The sequence below is a fragment of the Pseudomonas halotolerans genome (assembly GCF_039581215.1).
GTDB classification, from domain to species: domain Bacteria; phylum Pseudomonadota; class Gammaproteobacteria; order Pseudomonadales; family Pseudomonadaceae; genus Aquipseudomonas; species Aquipseudomonas tehranensis.
The window spans coordinates 221,085-237,989 of the sequence record NZ_JBCNTJ010000007.1; the positions used below are offsets into that span (position 1 = coordinate 221,085).

At 61.9% G+C, this 16,905-nt stretch carries 21 protein-coding genes; 5 read left to right on the forward strand and 16 right to left on the reverse strand.

Annotated elements, in window-relative coordinates; translation table 11 throughout:
• Positions 1–16: 16 nt before the first annotated feature.
• From hemW to AAIS01_RS12515, 8 genes are all read right to left on the reverse strand, one after another.
• Positions 17–1,216, reverse strand: a complete 1,200-nt coding sequence (gene hemW, locus AAIS01_RS12480; protein ID WP_343469210.1) for a radical SAM family heme chaperone HemW — start codon at positions 1,214–1,216, stop codon at positions 17–19.
• Positions 1,213–1,809 carry an RdgB/HAM1 family non-canonical purine NTP pyrophosphatase gene (rdgB, locus tag AAIS01_RS12485; protein ID WP_047226014.1) on the reverse strand — a complete coding sequence of 199 codons (597 nt, stop codon included), beginning with the start codon at positions 1,807–1,809 and terminating at the stop codon, positions 1,213–1,215. The genes hemW and rdgB overlap by 4 nt, the downstream gene beginning before the upstream one ends.
• On the reverse strand, positions 1,806–2,240 hold the full coding sequence (locus AAIS01_RS12490; protein WP_214913773.1) for a DUF4426 domain-containing protein: 435 nt from the start codon (positions 2,238–2,240) through the stop codon (positions 1,806–1,808). The genes rdgB and AAIS01_RS12490 overlap by 4 nt, the downstream gene beginning before the upstream one ends.
• A 25-nt stretch (positions 2,241–2,265) precedes the next feature.
• A complete protein-coding gene (gene metW, locus AAIS01_RS12495; RefSeq protein ID WP_343469211.1) occupies positions 2,266–2,886 on the reverse strand; it encodes a methionine biosynthesis protein MetW in 621 nt (206 codons plus the stop codon).
• Between the two features lie 7 nt (positions 2,887–2,893).
• Complete coding sequence (gene metX / locus AAIS01_RS12500; protein WP_343469212.1) at positions 2,894–4,033, reverse strand: homoserine O-succinyltransferase MetX; 1,140 nt, start codon at positions 4,031–4,033, stop codon at positions 2,894–2,896.
• Between the two features lie 272 nt (positions 4,034–4,305).
• Entirely contained in the window at positions 4,306–4,896 is a 591-nt protein-coding gene (locus AAIS01_RS12505) for a YggT family protein (protein WP_343469213.1), read from the reverse strand.
• 10 nt (positions 4,897–4,906) lie between these two features.
• Positions 4,907–5,725: a pyrroline-5-carboxylate reductase gene (gene proC / locus AAIS01_RS12510; protein ID WP_343469214.1), complete on the reverse strand. Its 819-nt coding sequence runs from the start codon at positions 5,723–5,725 to the stop codon at positions 4,907–4,909.
• Between the two features lie 42 nt (positions 5,726–5,767).
• The gene (locus tag AAIS01_RS12515) at positions 5,768–6,454 is read right to left on the reverse strand and encodes a YggS family pyridoxal phosphate-dependent enzyme (RefSeq protein WP_343469215.1); all 687 of its coding nucleotides are present in this window, start codon (positions 6,452–6,454) and stop codon (positions 5,768–5,770) included.
• A gap of 53 nt (positions 6,455–6,507) precedes the next feature.
• Here AAIS01_RS12515 and AAIS01_RS12520 point away from each other — a divergent pair, with 53 nt between their 5' ends.
• Positions 6,508–7,542 carry a type IV pilus twitching motility protein PilT gene (locus tag AAIS01_RS12520; RefSeq protein WP_214913767.1) on the forward strand — a complete coding sequence of 345 codons (1,035 nt, stop codon included), beginning with the start codon at positions 6,508–6,510 and terminating at the stop codon, positions 7,540–7,542.
• Between the two features lie 180 nt (positions 7,543–7,722).
• Here AAIS01_RS12520 and AAIS01_RS12525 read toward each other — a convergent pair whose 3' ends face one another.
• The gene (locus AAIS01_RS12525) at positions 7,723–8,334 is read right to left on the reverse strand and encodes a C40 family peptidase (RefSeq protein WP_092395466.1); all 612 of its coding nucleotides are present in this window, start codon (positions 8,332–8,334) and stop codon (positions 7,723–7,725) included.
• 249 nt (positions 8,335–8,583) lie between these two features.
• On the opposite strand from AAIS01_RS12525, the gene AAIS01_RS12530 reads away from it, so the two are divergent.
• On the forward strand, positions 8,584–9,012 hold the full coding sequence (locus tag AAIS01_RS12530; protein WP_047226005.1) for an NINE protein: 429 nt from the start codon (positions 8,584–8,586) through the stop codon (positions 9,010–9,012).
• Positions 9,013–9,144: 132 nt separating this feature from the next.
• On the opposite strand, the gene AAIS01_RS12535 is transcribed toward AAIS01_RS12530, so the two are convergent.
• The 7 genes from AAIS01_RS12535 to gshB all read right to left on the reverse strand — a co-directional run bounded on the left by AAIS01_RS12535 (position 9,145) and on the right by gshB (position 15,164).
• Positions 9,145–10,416: a dihydroorotase gene (locus AAIS01_RS12535; protein ID WP_343469216.1), complete on the reverse strand. Its 1,272-nt coding sequence runs from the start codon at positions 10,414–10,416 to the stop codon at positions 9,145–9,147.
• Positions 10,413–11,417 (reverse strand): aspartate carbamoyltransferase catalytic subunit, encoded by a 1,005-nt coding sequence (locus AAIS01_RS12540; protein WP_047226003.1) that lies wholly within the window; start codon positions 11,415–11,417, stop codon positions 10,413–10,415. Before AAIS01_RS12540 ends, AAIS01_RS12535 begins: the two co-directional genes overlap by 4 nt.
• A 24-nt stretch (positions 11,418–11,441) precedes the next feature.
• Positions 11,442–11,948 carry a bifunctional pyr operon transcriptional regulator/uracil phosphoribosyltransferase PyrR gene (gene pyrR / locus AAIS01_RS12545; RefSeq protein WP_343469217.1) on the reverse strand — a complete coding sequence of 169 codons (507 nt, stop codon included), beginning with the start codon at positions 11,946–11,948 and terminating at the stop codon, positions 11,442–11,444.
• 85 nt (positions 11,949–12,033) lie between these two features.
• Entirely contained in the window at positions 12,034–12,471 is a 438-nt protein-coding gene (gene ruvX, locus AAIS01_RS12550) for a Holliday junction resolvase RuvX (RefSeq protein WP_092395470.1), read from the reverse strand.
• Positions 12,471–13,040, reverse strand: coding sequence for a YqgE/AlgH family protein (locus AAIS01_RS12555; RefSeq protein WP_047226000.1), 570 nt, complete (start codon positions 13,038–13,040; stop codon positions 12,471–12,473). Before AAIS01_RS12555 ends, ruvX begins: the two co-directional genes overlap by 1 nt.
• Positions 13,041–13,236: 196 nt before the next feature.
• On the reverse strand, positions 13,237–14,133 hold the full coding sequence (locus AAIS01_RS12560; protein ID WP_343469218.1) for a TonB family protein: 897 nt from the start codon (positions 14,131–14,133) through the stop codon (positions 13,237–13,239).
• Between the two features lie 77 nt (positions 14,134–14,210).
• Positions 14,211–15,164 (reverse strand): glutathione synthase, encoded by a 954-nt coding sequence (gshB, locus tag AAIS01_RS12565; protein ID WP_092452638.1) that lies wholly within the window; start codon positions 15,162–15,164, stop codon positions 14,211–14,213.
• Between the two features lie 210 nt (positions 15,165–15,374).
• On the opposite strand from gshB, the gene AAIS01_RS12570 reads away from it, so the two are divergent.
• Genes AAIS01_RS12570 through AAIS01_RS12580 form a run of 3 tightly spaced genes read left to right on the forward strand, consistent with a single transcriptional unit; the run spans position 15,375 to position 16,766 of the window.
• Positions 15,375–15,803 carry a response regulator gene (locus AAIS01_RS12570; protein WP_343469219.1) on the forward strand — a complete coding sequence of 143 codons (429 nt, stop codon included), beginning with the start codon at positions 15,375–15,377 and terminating at the stop codon, positions 15,801–15,803.
• Positions 15,804–15,850: 47 nt separating this feature from the next.
• Positions 15,851–16,216 carry a twitching motility response regulator PilH gene (gene pilH / locus AAIS01_RS12575; RefSeq protein ID WP_245140335.1) on the forward strand — a complete coding sequence of 122 codons (366 nt, stop codon included), beginning with the start codon at positions 15,851–15,853 and terminating at the stop codon, positions 16,214–16,216.
• Positions 16,217–16,226: 10 nt separating this feature from the next.
• The gene (locus AAIS01_RS12580) at positions 16,227–16,766 is read left to right on the forward strand and encodes a chemotaxis protein CheW (RefSeq protein ID WP_343469220.1); all 540 of its coding nucleotides are present in this window, start codon (positions 16,227–16,229) and stop codon (positions 16,764–16,766) included.
• Positions 16,767–16,905 lie beyond the last annotated feature (139 nt).

Consider the following 16,905-nt stretch of genomic DNA (forward strand, 5'->3'; position numbering starts at 1 on the left):
GGGTTTCCTTGTGTGATTAGCTCAAAAATGTCTGCAACAGGTCATTGAGAAACAACTGTCCGCGCTCGGTGGCTGCCAGACGTGCCGGTTCGACCCGCAACAACCCGCTTTGTTCGGCCTCGCGTCGGCCTTCAGCCAGGCTTTGCAAGGACAAGCCGGTGCGCTCGGGGTAAAGCCGCGCGTCCACGCCTTCGGTCAGGCGCAGCGCGTTCATCAGGAACTCGAAGGGCAGTTCTTCATTGCTCAGGGTTTTCTCGCCGGCCAGGAAGCGTTTGGCCGGGTTGAGGTAGTCCTTGGGCAGGCGGGTTTTCCAAGTGCGCACGATGCGCCCGTCCGGATGGCTGAGCTTGCCGTGGGCACCGGCACCGATACCGATGAAGTCGCCGAAACTCCAATAGTTGAGGTTATGCCGCGCCGGGCGACCGGCTTGGGCATAGGCCGAGACTTCGTATTGGGCGTAACCGTGGGCGGCCAGCAATGACTGGCCCGCCTCCTGGATGTCCCACAGCGTGTCGTCTTCCGGCAACGTGGGCGGCTGGTTCCAGAACACCGTATTGGGTTCCAGTGTCAGTTGGTACCAGGACAAATGCGTGGGCTTCAACGCAATGGCCTGGCGCAAATCGCTCAAGGCGTCGTCCAGGGACTGATCGGGCAGGCCATGCATCAGGTCCAGGTTGAAGTTGTCGAACCCGGCCTGACGGGCCATGCCAGCCGCGCGCACGGCTTCGTCGCCGTTATGGATCCGCCCCAACGCCTTGAGCTTGTCTTGCTGGAAGCTCTGGATGCCAATGGACAGACGATTGATGCCCAGTGCCCGGTAAGCGACAAATTTCTCTTGTTCGAACGTCCCCGGGTTGGCTTCCAGGGTGATTTCAATGTCATGGGCAAAGGGTATCCGCGCCTCGACACCCTTGAGCAACCGGCCCAAGGCTGGGGCGCTGAACAGGCTTGGCGTACCGCCACCGAAAAAGATCGAGCTCAGTTCCCGGCCATGAACCCCGTGCAGGTCCTGATCGAGATCGGCCAACAAAGCGTCGACGTATTCCTCTTCGGGCAGCTGCGGGCTGGCGGTATGGGAGTTGAAATCGCAATAAGGGCATTTGCGTACACACCACGGAATGTGAATGTACAACGCCAGGGGCGGCAGCACTGGCAGCGGCGCCCGAGGCGTTTGCGCACCGCCATGGATCAGGGGTGCAGGGGACTCATCGATCATTGCAGACCCAGGCGTTGACGCAGCAGGGCCATGGCGCGGGCGCGGTGGCTCAGTTGGTTCTTTTCCACCGGGCCCAGCTCGGCGCTGGAGCAGTTGCGCTCCGGCACCCAGAACAATGGATCGTAGCCAAAACCGTGCTCACCGCTGGCTTCAGTGAGAATGCGCCCGTGCCACAAGCCTTCGCAGAGGATCGGCAGTGGATCGTCGGCATGACGGACCAGGGCCAGCACGCAGACGAACTGCGCGCCGCGCTCGGCTTCGGGCACATCCTTGAGGGCCTCGAGCAGCTTGGCGTTGTTCGCCGCATCGCCTTTGCCATCTGCGTAGCGGGCTGAATAGATGCCCGGCGCACCGCCGAGAAAGTCCACCGCCAGCCCGGAGTCGTCGGCCAGTGCCGGCAGGCCGGAAATGCGCGCGGCGTTGCGGGCCTTGAGGATGGCGTTCTCGACGAACGACAGGCCGGTTTCTTCAGGCTCTACCTGACTGAACTCGCCAATCGAGCGCAACTGCACCGAGCCGCCGAGCATGGCCTGGAGTTCCTTGAGTTTGCCGGCGTTGTGGCTGGCCAATACGAGTTGGGTGAAATTCATCATTGACCGGGGAACAGTTCCTGGTTGAAGTTGATGGTGTTGATCTTGTCGCCCGTTTGCACCTTGATCTCGAAGGTGCGGGTTTCCTGCTGGGGCACTGGGTATTGGGCGATGTAGTAGATCGCACCTTGTTCGGTCACCTGCTTGAAGTTCAGCGCGATACTCTGGCTGGTGAGGTCTTTCACTGTGCCGCTGACCTGGGCCATCAGAGGCTTGCCATCCTTGATGACCGAGACGTTGATCACGCCCTGGCCCTTGCTGCGGATCAGCTCGGCATTCTTGGCGATGTCCGGCGTCAGGAAGGTCGAGTTGAAGGTGTTGTAGTGCACGGTGATGTCACCGAACACTTCCTTGCGCTCGGCCTTGATGACGTCGGCGGCCATGGCGCCGGCGCTCAGGCAGGCGGTGATGAGAAACAACGCGAGACGTTTCATGTCGTGCTCCTGGTAAGGCCGGGGTTCACACCGCGACCTGATGATCGGCAAGGCTTGGGCTGCTGACCCGATAAATGCCTATTTCACCTAACAGATTAGGCCATAGCTTGCTGGCCCACCCGTGGCGGTGCTGCTGGTCCACCGCCAGGCGATCGATGACCTTGGCTTGGCGTTCGCGGCACAGCGCCTCGAAATCCTCGAAGGTGCAGAAGTGGATGTTCGGCGTGTTGTACCAGGTATAAGGCAGGAACTCCGACACCGGCATGCGCCCCTTGCTCGCCAGGTACCAACGGCAGCGCCAGTGACCGAAGTTGGGGAAGGTGATGATGCACTGGCGCCCGACCCGTAGCATTTCGTCGAGGATCTTGTCCGGGTAGTGCACCGCTTGCAGTGCCTGGGTCATGACCACGATGTCGAAGCTGTTGCTGGCGAAGTTGCCCAGGCCCTTGTCCAGGTCCTGCTCGATTACGTTGATGCCCTTGGCCACGCATTCGGCGATGTTGTCCGGGTCGTTTTCCAGGCCGTAGCCGGTGACTTGCTTGTGGTCGCGCAGCCAGGTCAGCAGTTCGCCGTTGCCGCAGCCCAGGTCGAGCACGCGGCTGCCGGCGGGGATCCATTCCTGGATGATGTCCAGATCGGCTCTCATGGCGTCCTCACAGCGTTATACGGTTCATGTAGTTGCCGAACGCCTGCAGGTAGCGCGGGATCGGGATCAAAAAGGCGTCGTGACCCTGGGGCGCGTCGATTTCCAGGTAGCAGACGTCCTTGCGGGCAGCCATCAGCGCGTCCACCAGCTCCCGCGAGCGGGCCGGGGAGAAGCGCCAGTCGGTGGTGAATGACATCACGCAGAACCTGGCGGTGGCGCCAGCAAAGGTTTTCGCCAGGTCATCGTCGAAGTTTGCCGCCGGATCGAAGTAGTCCAGGGCTTTCGTCATCAACAGGTAGGTGTTGGCATCGAAACGTCCGGAGAATTCTTCGCCCTGGTAGCGCAGGTAGCTTTCCACCTGGAATTCGACACTGTGAAAGTCGTAGTTGAGCTTTTCGCTCTTGAGACCGCGGCCGAATTTCTCACCCATGGAATCATCGGACAGATAAGTGATATGTCCGACCATCCGCGCCAGCATCAGCCCGCGTTTGGGGATCACGCCGTGTTCCTGGAACGAACCGCCATGGAACTCCGGATCGGTGAGGATCGCCTGGCGCGCCACTTCGTTGAAGGCGATGTTCTGCGCCGACAGCTTGGGGGCCGAGGCGATTGCCAGGCAGTGGCGCACGCGGTCGGGGTAAGTGATGGTCCATTGCAGGGCTTGCATGCCGCCCAGGCTGCCGCCGATGACTGCGGCCCACTGGGTGATACCGAGGCGGTCCGCCAGACGTGCCTGACTGTGGACCCAGTCTTCCACGGTCAACACCGGAAAGTCAGCGCCGAAGGGCTTGCCGGTGTCCGGATTGACGCTGCTGGGGCCGGTGGAGCCATTGCAACCGCCGAGGTTGTTCAGGCTGACCACGAAGAACTTGTTGGTGTCGATGGGCTTGCCCGGGCCGATGCAGCTGTCCCACCAGCCAGGCTTGCGGTCGTCGATGCTGTGGTAGCCGGCGGCGTGGTGATGCCCCGACAAGGCGTGGCAAATCAGCACGGCATTGCTCGCCGTGGCATTGAGGGTGCCGTAGGTTTCGAAAATCAGGTCATAGGCTGGCAACGAACGGCCGCAGGCCAGGGCCAGGGGCTCGCTGAAATGCGCCATTTGCGGCGTCACCAGACCAACGGAATCGGGGGGAAAGGCAGCTGGCATCGACCCTGCTCTCGTTGAAATGAGGCGTAAGTCTAAAGACCGCTGTGGCAAGCGGCAAGCAAAGGCGCAACCGGGGAATCCAACGGTTGCGAGGGGATTTATTTGTGGTGAGGGGATTTATCCCCGTTGGGCTGCGAAGCAGCCCTGAAACCTGAGTATGCGGAGTATCAGGCTGACCGAGTTGTCTGCTTTGGGGCCGCTTCGCGGCCCAGCGGGGATAAATCCCCTCGCCACAGACAGTTCCTTTGCCACAGAGAGTAGAGCAGGGGGCGTCAGATCAGCAGCCGCAGGATTTCCGGCATCATGGTCATCGCCGCGAGGTTGTTGATCACCAGCATGTCGATCAGCTTGAGCACCAGGAACGCCAGGATCGGCGAGATATCCAGGCCCCCCAGGTTCGGCACGATGCGGCGGAACGGTGCCAGCGCCGGCTCGCAGATCTGGTTCACCAGTTCGGCGCCCGGGTTGTGGCTGCCGGGAGCGATCCAGGACAGGATTACGCTGATGATCAGGGCGAAGAAGAAAATCTTCAGGAACAGCGCGGTCACGCCGATGATTGACCAGATCAGCAGTTGCAGCGGGTTGCCGGTGGTGCCGTAGGTCAGCAGCAGGGTCAGGGCCATCAGCGCCAGTTGCACGATGATCGCCAGTACCAGTGACGACATGTCCAGGCCGAACACGCTCGGAATGATCCGGCGCAGCGGCTTGAGCAATGGCTGAGTGGCCTTGACGATGAACTGGCACAGCGGGTTGTAGAAGTTGGCGCGCACCAGTTGCAACACAAAGCGCAGCAGTACGATCAGCAGGTACAGGCTGCCGAGGGTTTGCAGCACGTAGACCGCTGCAGTGTTCAATCCGATCATGAATGGCTCCTTATTGGCCCAGTTGTTCGGCCATTTCGGCCGAGCGGTGCGCGGCGGCGCCGAGTGCTTTTTCCACCAGGGCTTCGAAGCCCCCGGCCTGGAACGATTTGATGGCGGCTTCCGTGGTGCCGGCTGGCGAGGTCACGCGGCGACGCAGTTCGGCCGCATCGACATCGCTGGACACGGCCATGTGCGCGGCGCCCAGGGCGGTCTGCAACGTCAGCTGGGCGGCGGTTTCGCGCGGCAGGCCGAGTTTTTCACCGGCGGCGGTCATGGCTTCGATCAGCAGGAAAAAGTAGGCCGGGCCCGAGCCGGACACGGCCGTCACCGCATCCAGTTGCTGCTCGGTTTCCAGCCACAGTGCCAGGCCGACGGCCGATAGCAGTTGTTCGGCCTGCTGGCGCTGTTCGGCGGTCACTTGTGCGGTCGCAAACAGCCCACTGACGCCCTGGCGCAACAGCGCCGGAGTGTTGGGCATGCAACGCACGATTGGCTGGGCGCCGAGCCAGTTGTTCATGCTGGCGCAGGTGATGCCGGCGGCAATCGACACCACCAGTTGATGGGGCTTGAGGTTTGGGCGAAGGGTTTCGCAAACGCTTTTCATCGCCTGTGGCTTGACTGCCAGCACGACGACGTCTGCGCCTTCGATGGCCTGGGCGTTATCGGCGAACGTTTCGATGCCGTGCTCTGTGCTCACCCGGGCGCGGGTCTCGGCCCCCGGATCGCTGGCGCGGATCTGCGAAGCGTCCAGACCCTTGGCCCGCAGGCCGCCGATCAGGCTGGCGGCCATGTTGCCGGCGCCGATGAAGGCAATACGTGTGTTGCTCATGACAGGTCCTTGATTAGAGAGTTGAGTCAGCATGGCTTATGGCTAGCGAGCGCTGTAGTCGCGCGCACCAAACAGGGCTGTACCGATCCGCACCCAGGTGGCGCCCTGGGCAATGGCGGATTCGAGGTCATGGCTCATGCCCATGGACAGCGTGTCCAGCGGTAGCTTCAGATCGGCTTGCAAGTGTTGAACCGCTGCGAAAGCGGCATCCTGGGCGGCACGCTCCTCGGTCGGTTCGGGAATCGCCATCAACCCACGCAGCTTCAGGCGTGGCAATGCGCTGATGGCGCTGGCCAGAGCGGGCAGGTCCGCCGCAGTACAGCCGGATTTGCTGTCTTCACCGCTGACGTTGACCTGGATGCAGATGTTCAGCGGCGGCAGTTCGGCCGGGCGCTGTTCGGACAGGCGTTGGGCAATTTTCAAACGATCCACGGAATGCACCCAGTCGAAATGTTCGGCGATAGCGCGCGTCTTGTTCGATTGAATGGGGCCGATGAAGTGCCAGATCAAGGGCAGGTCGGTCAGTTCGGCCTGTTTGCCCAGTGCTTCCTGCAGATAGTTCTCGCCAAAGTCCCGCAGGCCGGCGGCATAGGCTTCACGCAGGGCCTGGGCGGGCTTGGTCTTGCTCACCGCCAGCAGTTGGACGCTGTGTTCGTCGCGGTGGGCGGCGTGTTCGGCTGCGCGGATACGCGATCTAACCTGAGCAATGTTGTCTGCTATCGTGGACATAAAGAAGCGCCAGCGGTGAGGTTCGCGGCATTCTACTGGAATTGAGGAGCGCTATGGATATCACTGAGTTACTGGCGTTCAGCGCCAAACAGGGCGCATCGGACCTGCACCTGTCCGCCGGGCTGCCGCCGATGATCCGCGTCGATGGCGATGTGAGGCGGATCAACCTGCCGGCCCTGGACCACAAGCAGGTCCATGAGCTGATCTACGACATCATGAATGACCGGCAACGGGTGGATTACGAGAAGTTTCTGGAAACCGACTTTTCCTTCGACGTGCCAGGTGTCGCACGGTTTCGGGTCAACGCGTTCAACCAGAATCGCGGCGCAGGTGCGGTGTTCCGGACCATCCCGTCGAAAGTCCTGACCATGGAAGACCTGGGGATGGGGGAAGTGTTTCGCAAAGTGACCGAGGCACCTCGCGGGCTGGTGTTGGTGACCGGGCCGACCGGGTCCGGCAAGTCCACCACGCTGGCGGCGATGATCGACTATCTCAACACTCACAAACACCATCACATCCTCACCATCGAAGACCCCATCGAATTTGTCCACGAACCGCGCAAATGCCTGATCAACCAGCGCGAAGTGCACCGCGACACCCAGAGTTTCTCCACAGCTCTGCGCTCAGCCCTGCGCGAAGACCCGGACGTGATTCTGGTGGGGGAAATGCGTGACCTGGAGACCATCCGCCTGGCCCTGACCGCCGCCGAAACCGGTCACCTGGTGTTTGGCACCCTGCATACCACCTCGGCGGCCAAGACCATTGACCGGGTAGTGGATGTGTTCCCGGGGGACGAGAAATCCATGGTCCGTTCGATGTTGTCCGAGTCCTTGCAGGCGGTGATCTCACAGACGCTGGTCAAGAAGATCGGCGGCGGCCGGGTCGCGGCGCATGAAATCATGCTGGGAACGTCGGCGATCCGTAACCTGATCCGCGAAGACAAAATCGCCCAGATGTACTCGTCGATCCAGACCGGTGGCTCGCTAGGAATGCAGACGCTGGATATGTGCTTGAAGGATTTGGTGAGCAAAGGCTTGATCAGCCGCGAGCATGCGCGGGAGAAGGCGCGTACGCCGGATAACTTCTGAGGCGGGGCGGCGGGGCGGGTAAGATTGTTGCAATCCCCTGTGGCGAGGGAGCTTGCTCCCGCTGGGCCGCGAAGCGGACCCCAATTAACTGGAGCACAGAAATCATTTGCCTGTTGGGGGCGGCTGCGCCACCCGACGGGAGCAAGCTCCCTCGCCACAGGGGCTCGCCTGGCCCGTGGATCAGCGCTGAACCACCTGCATCCCTTTCGGCTCTTTGGGCTGGACCCGTTTGGCAACCACGTAATGTTTGTTCCAGTACGGCTTGTTCAACGTGTCGATAGAGACCGACTTTCCACGGCGTGGAGCGTGGATGAAGCGGTCGTTGCCCAGGTAGATGGCCACGTGGTTGACCCGGCGGCTCTTGAGCTTGAAGAAAATCAGGTCGCCGGGCTTGAGGTCCTTGCGATCGACTTTCTGCCCATGACCGCTGGCCATTGCATTGGAGGTGCGCGGCAGGTCGAAGGAGGCATCGTTAAAGGCGTACTTCACCAAGCCGCTGCAATCGAAACCTTTGCTTGGGCTGCTGCCGCCCCAACGGTAAGGTGTGCCCAGGACGTTCACGGCACGACTCAACACATTGCTGGTCGCCTTGGTCGCCATGGGTGGAACCAACTTGCTGTTGGCAGTGCGCACGCGCTGGGCGTATTGCTTGTTCTTGCTCGAAGGAGCAGAAACATGGGATTTAGGGGTGTAGCCGTTGACGTTGGGCAGACGTTGCTCACGATTGGTGGCGTGGGCGGCCAAGGGCAATAATAGGCAAATGGTTAGCCATGTCTTGAAAAATGGACGCATTAGGCAGGGCTCTTGAAGGTAAGCGCGCAACTTTATAACAGCTTTTTTTACGGTTCCGAGGCCGTTTGTCGAATCGCAACCTGGGGTGAAACCCGCATAATTGCGACAAATTGCCCTGATGGTCCGACAGAACCCCGACAGCACGGGGGTTTCCCGGGTTCCGGAGGCTCGAGACCGCTTGTCGGCAATCCACAAAAAAGTCACAAATAATCCGAACAAATTTATCTATCGAGGCAAAAGAGGCGATTCATGAACAGCTATCAGCAGGACGCTTTACGCGATACCCACAGCAAAGTGATCGGCTATCTCTTGTGGATTTTCGGCTTTACCGGCGCCCACCGCTTCTATTACGGCAAGCCGGTCACCGGCACGATCTGGTTTTTCACCTTTGGCTTGTTGGGCATCGGCTGGCTGATCGACCTGTTCCTGATTCCAGCCATGGATCGGGAGGCCGATCTGCGTTTTACCCCGGGCCCCCTCGAGTACAGCGTGGCGTGGATTCTGCTGACGTTTCTCGGTGTGCTGGGTGTGCACCGCATGTACCAGGGCAAATGGCTGACCGGCATTCTTTACCTGCTGACCGGCGGGGTGTTTTTCCTGGGGGTGCTGTATGACTTCTGGACGCTGAACGATCAGGTCTCGATTCGTAATGCGCAGAAGCGCGGGGCTTTTCACTAAGTCAGTTAGACCGAGTCGCCTGCATTCGCGAGCAAGCCCGCTCCCACAGGGATCTCCAGTGGACACACAATTGTGTGAACACCCCAAATCCAATGTGGGAGCGGGCTTGCTCGCGAAGCAGGCGACGCGGTGTCAGGCCTGGTGAGTCATCCGCCCATCCATCAGCGTATAACGCACCACCCCCGGCAAACTGTGGCCAAGGAACGGGCAGTTGTCGCCCTTGGAGCGCCAGGCTTCACCCGCCACCGTGGACGCCGCCGGGTCGAACAGCACCAGGTCCGCCGCCGCGCCCACCGCCAGTTTACCTGCCGGCAATTGCAGCGCTTCGGCCGGACCGTTGCTCAGGCGTGCCAGCAAGGTCGGCAGGTCCAGTAATCCGTCTTCCACCAGCGTCATGGCCAGTGGCAGCAACAGTTCGACGCTGCTGATGCCCGGTTCCGTGGCGCCGAAGGGTGCCAGCTTGGCATCGCGCTCGTGGGGCTGGTGATGACTGGAGATGGCCGAGATCACCCCGGACTTCACAGCCTCGCGCAAGCCATCGCGGTCGGCGCGGGTGCGCAGCGGCGGCTGGACGTGATAAACGCTGTTGAAGTCGATCAGGGCTTCGTCGGTCAGGATCAGTTGGTACAGCGCCACATCGGCGGTGACGGGCAGACCGCGAGCTTGGGCCTGGGCGATCAGTGCCGCGCCGCGGGCGCTGGTCAACTGGCTGAAGTGGGCGCGTACGCCGCTTTGTTCCACCAGCAGCAGGTCCCGGGCCAGGGCCACGGTTTCGGCGGTTTCCGGAATGCCCGGCAGGCCGAGGAAGCTGGCGGTCGGGCCTTCGTGGGCCAGCCCACCTTCAGCCAGATCGTGATCCTGGGAATTGAAGATCACCGTCAGGCCGAAGGTTGCCGCGTATTCCAGGGCGCGGCACAGGGTGCGGGTATTGCGAAAGCTGTTGAGGCCGTTGCCGAATGCCACGCAACCGGCGTCGCGTAGCGCAATGAGTTCTGCCAGTTGTTCGCCATCCAGGCCTTTGCTCAAGGCGCCGATCGGGAAGACCTTGGTGTTGCCGGCTTCGCGGGCGCGATCGAGGATCAGCTCGGCCACGGCCGAAGTGTCCAGTACCGGCTTGGTCTGAGGCGGGCAGCACAAGCTGGTCACGCCACCGGCGGCGGCGGCCCGGGTTTCGCTGACGATACTGCCTTTGCGGCTGTAACCGGGTTCGCGCAGGGCGACGTTCAGGTCCACCAGCCCCGGAGCGGCCACCAGGCCTTGGGCGTTGAGGGTGTCGACGGCGGTAAAACCGGCCGGAGCGGCGCCAAGGGCGACAATTTTGCAGGCGTCGATATGGATGTCAGTCACTTGATCCAGGCCGCTGGCCGGATCGATCACGCGTGCGCCGAGAATGCTGAGCTTCACTGGGCGTTCTCCTGGTCGAATTGGCGCTGGGCCGTTTGCCCGCTCATGGCCATGGACAGCACGGCCATGCGGATGGCGATGCCGTAGGTCACTTGGTTGAGGATCACCGAATGTGGCCCGTCAGCCACTGCCGACTCGATCTCCACCCCGCGGTTGATCGGCCCCGGGTGCATGACGATGGCGTCCGGCTTGGCCCCGGCCAGGCGCGCGGTGGTCAGGCCGAACAGGCGGTAGAACTCGCCTTCGCTGGGCAGCAGGCCGCCGGTCATGCGTTCGCGTTGCAGGCGCAGCATGATCACCACGTCCACATCCTTGAGACCTTCGGTCATGTCGGTGTAGACCTTCACCCCGTATTGCTCGACGCCAATGGGCAGCAGGGTTTTCGGCGCGATCACGCGGATGTCCGGGCAGCCGAGGGTCTTGAGGGCCAGCATGTTCGAGCGGGCCACCCGCGAGTGCAGGATGTCGCCGACGATGGCCACCGAGAGGTTCTCGAAGCTGCCCTTGTGCCGGCGGATGGTCAGCATGTCCAGCATGCCCTGGGTCGGGTGGGCGTGACGGCCGTCGCCACCGTTGATGATCGCCACTTGCGGGCACACATGCTCGGCAATGAAATGCGCGGCGCCGGAATCACCGTGACGCACGACGAACATGTCGGCCGCCATGGCCTCGAGGTTGCGCAAGGTGTCGAGCAAGGTTTCGCCCTTGCTCGCCGAGGAGGTGGAGACGTTCAGGGTGATCACGTCCGCCGACAGCCGCTGGGCCGCCAGTTCGAAGGTGGTGCGGGTGCGGGTGGAGTTTTCGAAGAACACGTTGCACACGGTCTTGCCGCGCAGCAACGGGACTTTCTTCACCGCCCGGGCCCCGACTTCGAGGAACGAATCGGCGGTGTCGAGGATTTCCGTCAGCAGCTCGCGGCGCAGGCCGTCGAGGGACAGGAAGTGCCGCAGCTGGCCCTGATCGTTGAGCTGTAGTGCTCGCTTGGTTTCGAGAGGCGTCATCGCAATGGACTCTTACAAGGGCAGTTAAAGGGCAAGGTCTTGCAGTTCGAGTTGCAGCGGCGAGGGGCCAGACAGCTTGACTCGCTCATGGGCGGCCAGTGCCAGTGTCGCGCCGACCACGTTCGGGCGGATTGGCAGCTCGGCGGCGTCCAGATCCAGCAGGCACACCAGGGTCACGCTGGCTGGGCGGCCATAATCGAACAGCTCGTTCATGGCGGCGCGGATGGTCCGGCCGCTCATCAGCACATCGTCGATCAGGACCAGATGCTGGCCTTCGATTTCGAACGGCAGGGCCGAGGGGCGCACTTGCGGGTGCAGGCCGTTCTGGCTGAAGTCATCGCGGTAGAACGACACATCGAGGGTGCCCAGCGGCGCATCGCTGCCCAGTTCTTCGAGCAAGGCCTGGGCGACCCAGACGCCACCGGTGCGAATGCCAATGTAGCGCGGTTCGCTGAGGCCGCGTTGTTCCAGGTGCGCCGTGAGACGAATCGCCATCTGGCTGATCAGTTCGGCGGGATTGGGCAGGCTCATGCTGGCTCCTTCAGGTTCCCGGGCCGGTGGTCAGAGGCCCGGTTTATCGCTAAAAGAAAGCGCCCTGTCGGCGCTTTCAAAAAAATCAGGTTTCGAACAGGGCGGCGTTGGCGTCGAGCCAGCCTTGCAGCAGCAGGGCGGCCGCGATGGCGTCCACCGGGTTGTCGCGGTAACTGCCTTTTTGCCCGCCACGTACAAGGCGCTCGCCCTTGGCCTCGAACGTGGTCAGGCGCTCGTCGTGGGTGTAGAAGGGCAGGTTGTAGCGGCCATTGAGCCTGCGGGCGAATTTCTCCGCACGCACGCACATGTCGCTTGGGGTGCCGTCCATGTTCAGCGGCAGGCCGACCACCACGGCATCGGGCTTCCACTCCTTGATCAGGGCTTCGACCTGGTTCCAGTCCGGAACGCCGTTCTGCGCCTTCAACGTGCACAACTCGCGGGCCTGGCCGGTAATCACCTGGCCCACCGCCACGCCGATCTGTTTGGTGCCGTAATCGAAGCCCAGCAGTAAGCGCAGGGCCATCAGGCGTGTCCTGCCTGGCTGGTGAGCAGGCTGAGGTTGACCCCCAGCCGGCTGGCCGCCGCTTCCAGGCGCAGTTCGCTGCTGGTGTTGAACAGAATGTCGGCGTCAAACGGGCAGGTCAGCCAGGCGTTATCAGCCAGTTCGGCTTCCAGTTGCCCGGCTTCCCAACCGGCATAGCCGAGGGCGATCAGGCTTTTTTCCGGGCCTACGCCGTCGGCGATGGCGAACAGCACATCCTGGGAGGTGGACAGCGATACGCCATCCAGGTCCACGGTGGCCTGGTAGGACGGCCCTGTCGGGTGAAGCACGAAGCCTCGGTCGGTCTGCACCGGGCCGCCGATGAAAATCGGGACGTGCTGGCACAAAAGTGGCGGTTCTACATCCGGGCGCAACTGCTCAAGAATGTCCGCCAGGTTCAATTCCTGCGGCCGATTGATCACCAGCCCCATGGCCCCATTGGCCGTGTGCTCGACGATGTAGGTCAAGGTGTGGGCAAAGTTCGGATCGGCCATGTGCGGCATGGCAATCAGGAAGTGATGCTTGAGGTAGGTGGGGCTGACGTTTTTCATAGGCGCTAGTGTGGCGGCGCAGGGGCGAACTGACAAGCTGGGGATGTGCAGCAAATACCTCGAACTGGCTGGCGACAGCGATCAAATGTGGGAGCGGGCTTGCTCGCGAAGGGGGCAGTACATCCGACAGATCTCTTGTGGCAGGACTGCCGTCTTCGCGAGCAAGCCCGCTCCCACAAGGGATTTGGGTGGGGGATCAGTTGCTGAAGAGACGATCACCCCGGGCGAATTTCCAGGTGCGGATGATTTCCAGGCGGTCAATGTCCGACAGGTCGCCGGTAAACGGTGCGAACGGTGCGGCCAGGCGCACGATCCGCTGGGCGGCCTGGTCCAGCAGCGGCTGGCCGGAGGACTCCAGCACCAGCACTTCATACAACGAGCCGTCGCGATTGATCGAGACCAGCAGCCGCAGGTTGCCATAGATCTGCTTGCGCCGGGCTTCGTCGGGGTAGTTGAGATTGCCGATGCGCTCGACTTTCTTGCGCCACTCGTCTTTGTACCAGGCACCCTTGTCGCGCATGGTCGAGGCCGCGCTCAGGCGGTGGATACGCGGCCGCTTGGCGTAAAGCTGCTGTTCCTGGGCCAGTTCGGCTTCCAGGCTGGCGATGTCGCTGGACAGTTGGGCGCTGTCGAAGGTAGGCACCGGGGCCTTGGGTTTGGGGGCGGGCCTGACCTCTTCCTTGACCGGGGCTTTTTTCGGCTTTGGCGCCACGGTGGTCACGGCTGCCTTGGGTGCCGTCTCCCGGACCTCGGGCTTGGCCGCTGGCGGCGGGGTGACCTTTTGCACCTTATTGTCCTGGAATGGCGCGATCTGGGTGGTCTTGGGCGTCGCCTTTTTTTCCAGGGTGCCACTGCCTTGCTGGTTTTCCTGGGCGAGGAAATCCGCTTTCTGTGGCTTGGCTTCGCTTTTGAAGGTGGCCAGGGTGATTTCCAGGGTCTGGCTGATCTGTTTGGGTTCTACCGTGGCAAACCCGACGCCCAGCAGCAGTGCCAAGTGGATCAATGCCGCCAGGAACAGCGTAAAACCGAGACGATCAGCCGGGCGCACGCCGCGATGGGCGAGCTCTTGGGGCAGATCGGACGGGAGGGTCATGGCAAGGAAACCAACATCGCGTTTTTTTCAGGCCGGGCATGATAACGCAATGTGGGTTTCCTTCAGCAGGATCTGGATCAACGAGCCTTGAGCTTCTGATCGATGGCATCCATCAGCATCGCGCCGATGTCGGTGCCGAAGGCGTTGTCGATCTCGCGGATGCAGGTCGGGCTGGTGACGTTGATTTCCGTCAGGTGCTCGCCGATCACGTCCAGGCCGACGAACAACAGGCCCTTCTCGCGTAGGGTCGGGCCGACCTGGGCGGCGATCCAGCGATCCTTTTCAGTCAACGGACGCGCCTCGCCACGCCCGCCCGCCGCCAGGTTGCCGCGGGTTTCACCGGCCGCGGGAATGCGCGCCAGGCAATAGTCCACAGGCTCGCCGTCGATCATCAGGATGCGCTTGTCGCCATCGACGATGGCCGGCAGGTAACCCTGGATCATGATCTGCTGCTGGCCGTGTAGGGTCAGGGTTTCCAGGATTACCGACAGGTTGGGGTGGCCGGCGGTGTGACGGAAAATCGAGGAGCCGCCCATGCCGTCCAAGGGCTTGAGGATCACGTCGCCGTGATGGTCGGCGAATTCACGCAGCACATCCGGGCGACGGCTGACGATGGTCGGCGGCGTGCATTGCGGGAACAGCGTGGCGAAGAGCTTTTCGTTGCAGTCGCGCAGGCTCTGGGGTTTGTTGACCACCAGCACGCCGGCGCTTTCGGCCTGCTCCAGCAGGTAGGTGGAATACACGAACTCCATGTCGAAGGGCGGATCCTTGCGCATGAGGATCACGTCCAGGTCGCTGAGCAGCGCATCGCGTTCGGCGCCCAGTTCAAACCATTTTTCGGGGTTGGCGAAGACGTTCAGCGGCTTCATCCGCGCCCGTGCCTGGCCTTCGGCCTGGTAGAGGTCGCGCTGCTCCATGTAGAACAGCTCCCAGCCGCGCTTCTGAGCGGCCAGCAGCATGGCCAGCGAGCTATCCTTTTTATAGGAAATGCTGGCGATAGGGTCCATGACAATGCCGACGCGTACGCTCATGGCTAGGTTCCTCGAAAAATGACGTGAAAAAGTGGCGTCAGAGTGGCGCCCGGAAGATTGGCGGTCAAGGAAAAACCACCGTACCGAGCGGCCGATAGATCGGCGATGGAGACTGTGCTAAAAAGGCTGGCATGTGACGTGCGGGCCTTGAACATCAAGGGTTTGCGCTGTCGTTCACACTTACGCGTTAAAAACCGGTTTGCAGTGGCAATGGCAGAGCATCTTACGCAGCAGCAACCCAGCGCCTTGAAGGTCATGGTCATCGACGACTCGAAGACCATCCGCCGCACCGCCGAGACCTTGTTGCGCAACGTGGGTTGCGAGGTCATCACGGCTGTCGACGGCTTCGATGCCCTGGCCAAGATCGCCGACCATCATCCAGGCATTATCTTTGTCGACATCATGATGCCGCGCCTGGACGGTTACCAGACTTGTGCCCTGATCAAGAACAACAGCGTTTTCAAGGCCACGCCAGTGATCATGCTGTCGTCCCGGGACGGTTTGTTCGACAAGGCCAAGGGGCGCATCGTCGGCTCCGATCAGTTTTTGACCAAGCCTTTCAGCAAGGAAGAATTGCTGGGCGCGATACAGGCTCTTGTTCCGGGCTTTGCCGTTGTCCAGCCGCACCAGGCACATTAATGACGCTCGGCCATCGGGCCTGGGGTCAACGAAAAATGGGGAACACCATGGCACGAATTCTGATCGTCGATGATTCGCCGACCGAAATGTACAAACTGACCGGCATGCTGGAAAAGCACGGTCATCAGGTCCTGAAGGCCGAGAACGGCGCCGACGGCGTGGCCCTGGCCCGCCAGGAAAAACCCGACGCGGTCCTGATGGACATCGTCATGCCCGGCCTCAACGGTTTCCAGGCCACGCGCCAGTTGACCAAGGACCCAGACACCGGGCACATCCCGGTGATCATCATCACCACGAAGGACCAGGACACCGACAAGGTCTGGGGCACTCGCCAAGGCGCGAAGGACTACCTGACCAAACCGGTGGACGAAGAAACCCTGATCGCGACCCTGAACAAAGTACTGGTGGGTTGACGGCGCGGCCATGAGCCAATCCCTGACCGCATTTGAACTGCTCCTGCGGATCGACCGGCGTTGCCGGCTGCTGGGGGCTGACCTGCCGTCACAACCGACCCACGGCGACAGCTGGAGCGGCATCGGTTTTCGCCTCGGCGAACACTGGTACGTGGCGCCCATGGGTGAAGTCAGCGAAGTGCTGCACGAGCCGCGCTACACACATTTGCCCGGGGTCAAGCCGTGGGTTCGCGGGGTGGCTAATCTGCGCGGGCGCTTGTTGCCGTTGATGGATTTGTGCGGTTTCTTCGGTCATGAGCTGTCGAGCGTGCGCAAGCAACGGCGGGTGCTGGTAGTCGATCACGGCGAAGTCTTTACTGGGTTGCTGGTGGATGAGGTCCTCGGCTTGCAGCATTTTGCCCGGGACAGCCTGGAGCCGACGCTGATGGACGACCTTGACGGCCCGGAGTCGGCCTTCGTCAAGGGCCGGTTCCGCGGCGAACGACAGTGGCAGGTGTTCAGCCCGTTTGCGCTGGCGCGCTCGCCGGGGTTCATGGATGTGGCGATTTGACGAGATGCGGCGCAGACCCCTTGTGGGAGCGAGCTTGCTCGCGATTGCGGCGGGTCAGCTAGAGCAATGCTGACTGGTCCAAGGCTATCGCGAGCAAGCTCGCTCCCACATGGGGACCACAGTGAGAGAGTTGGACTGG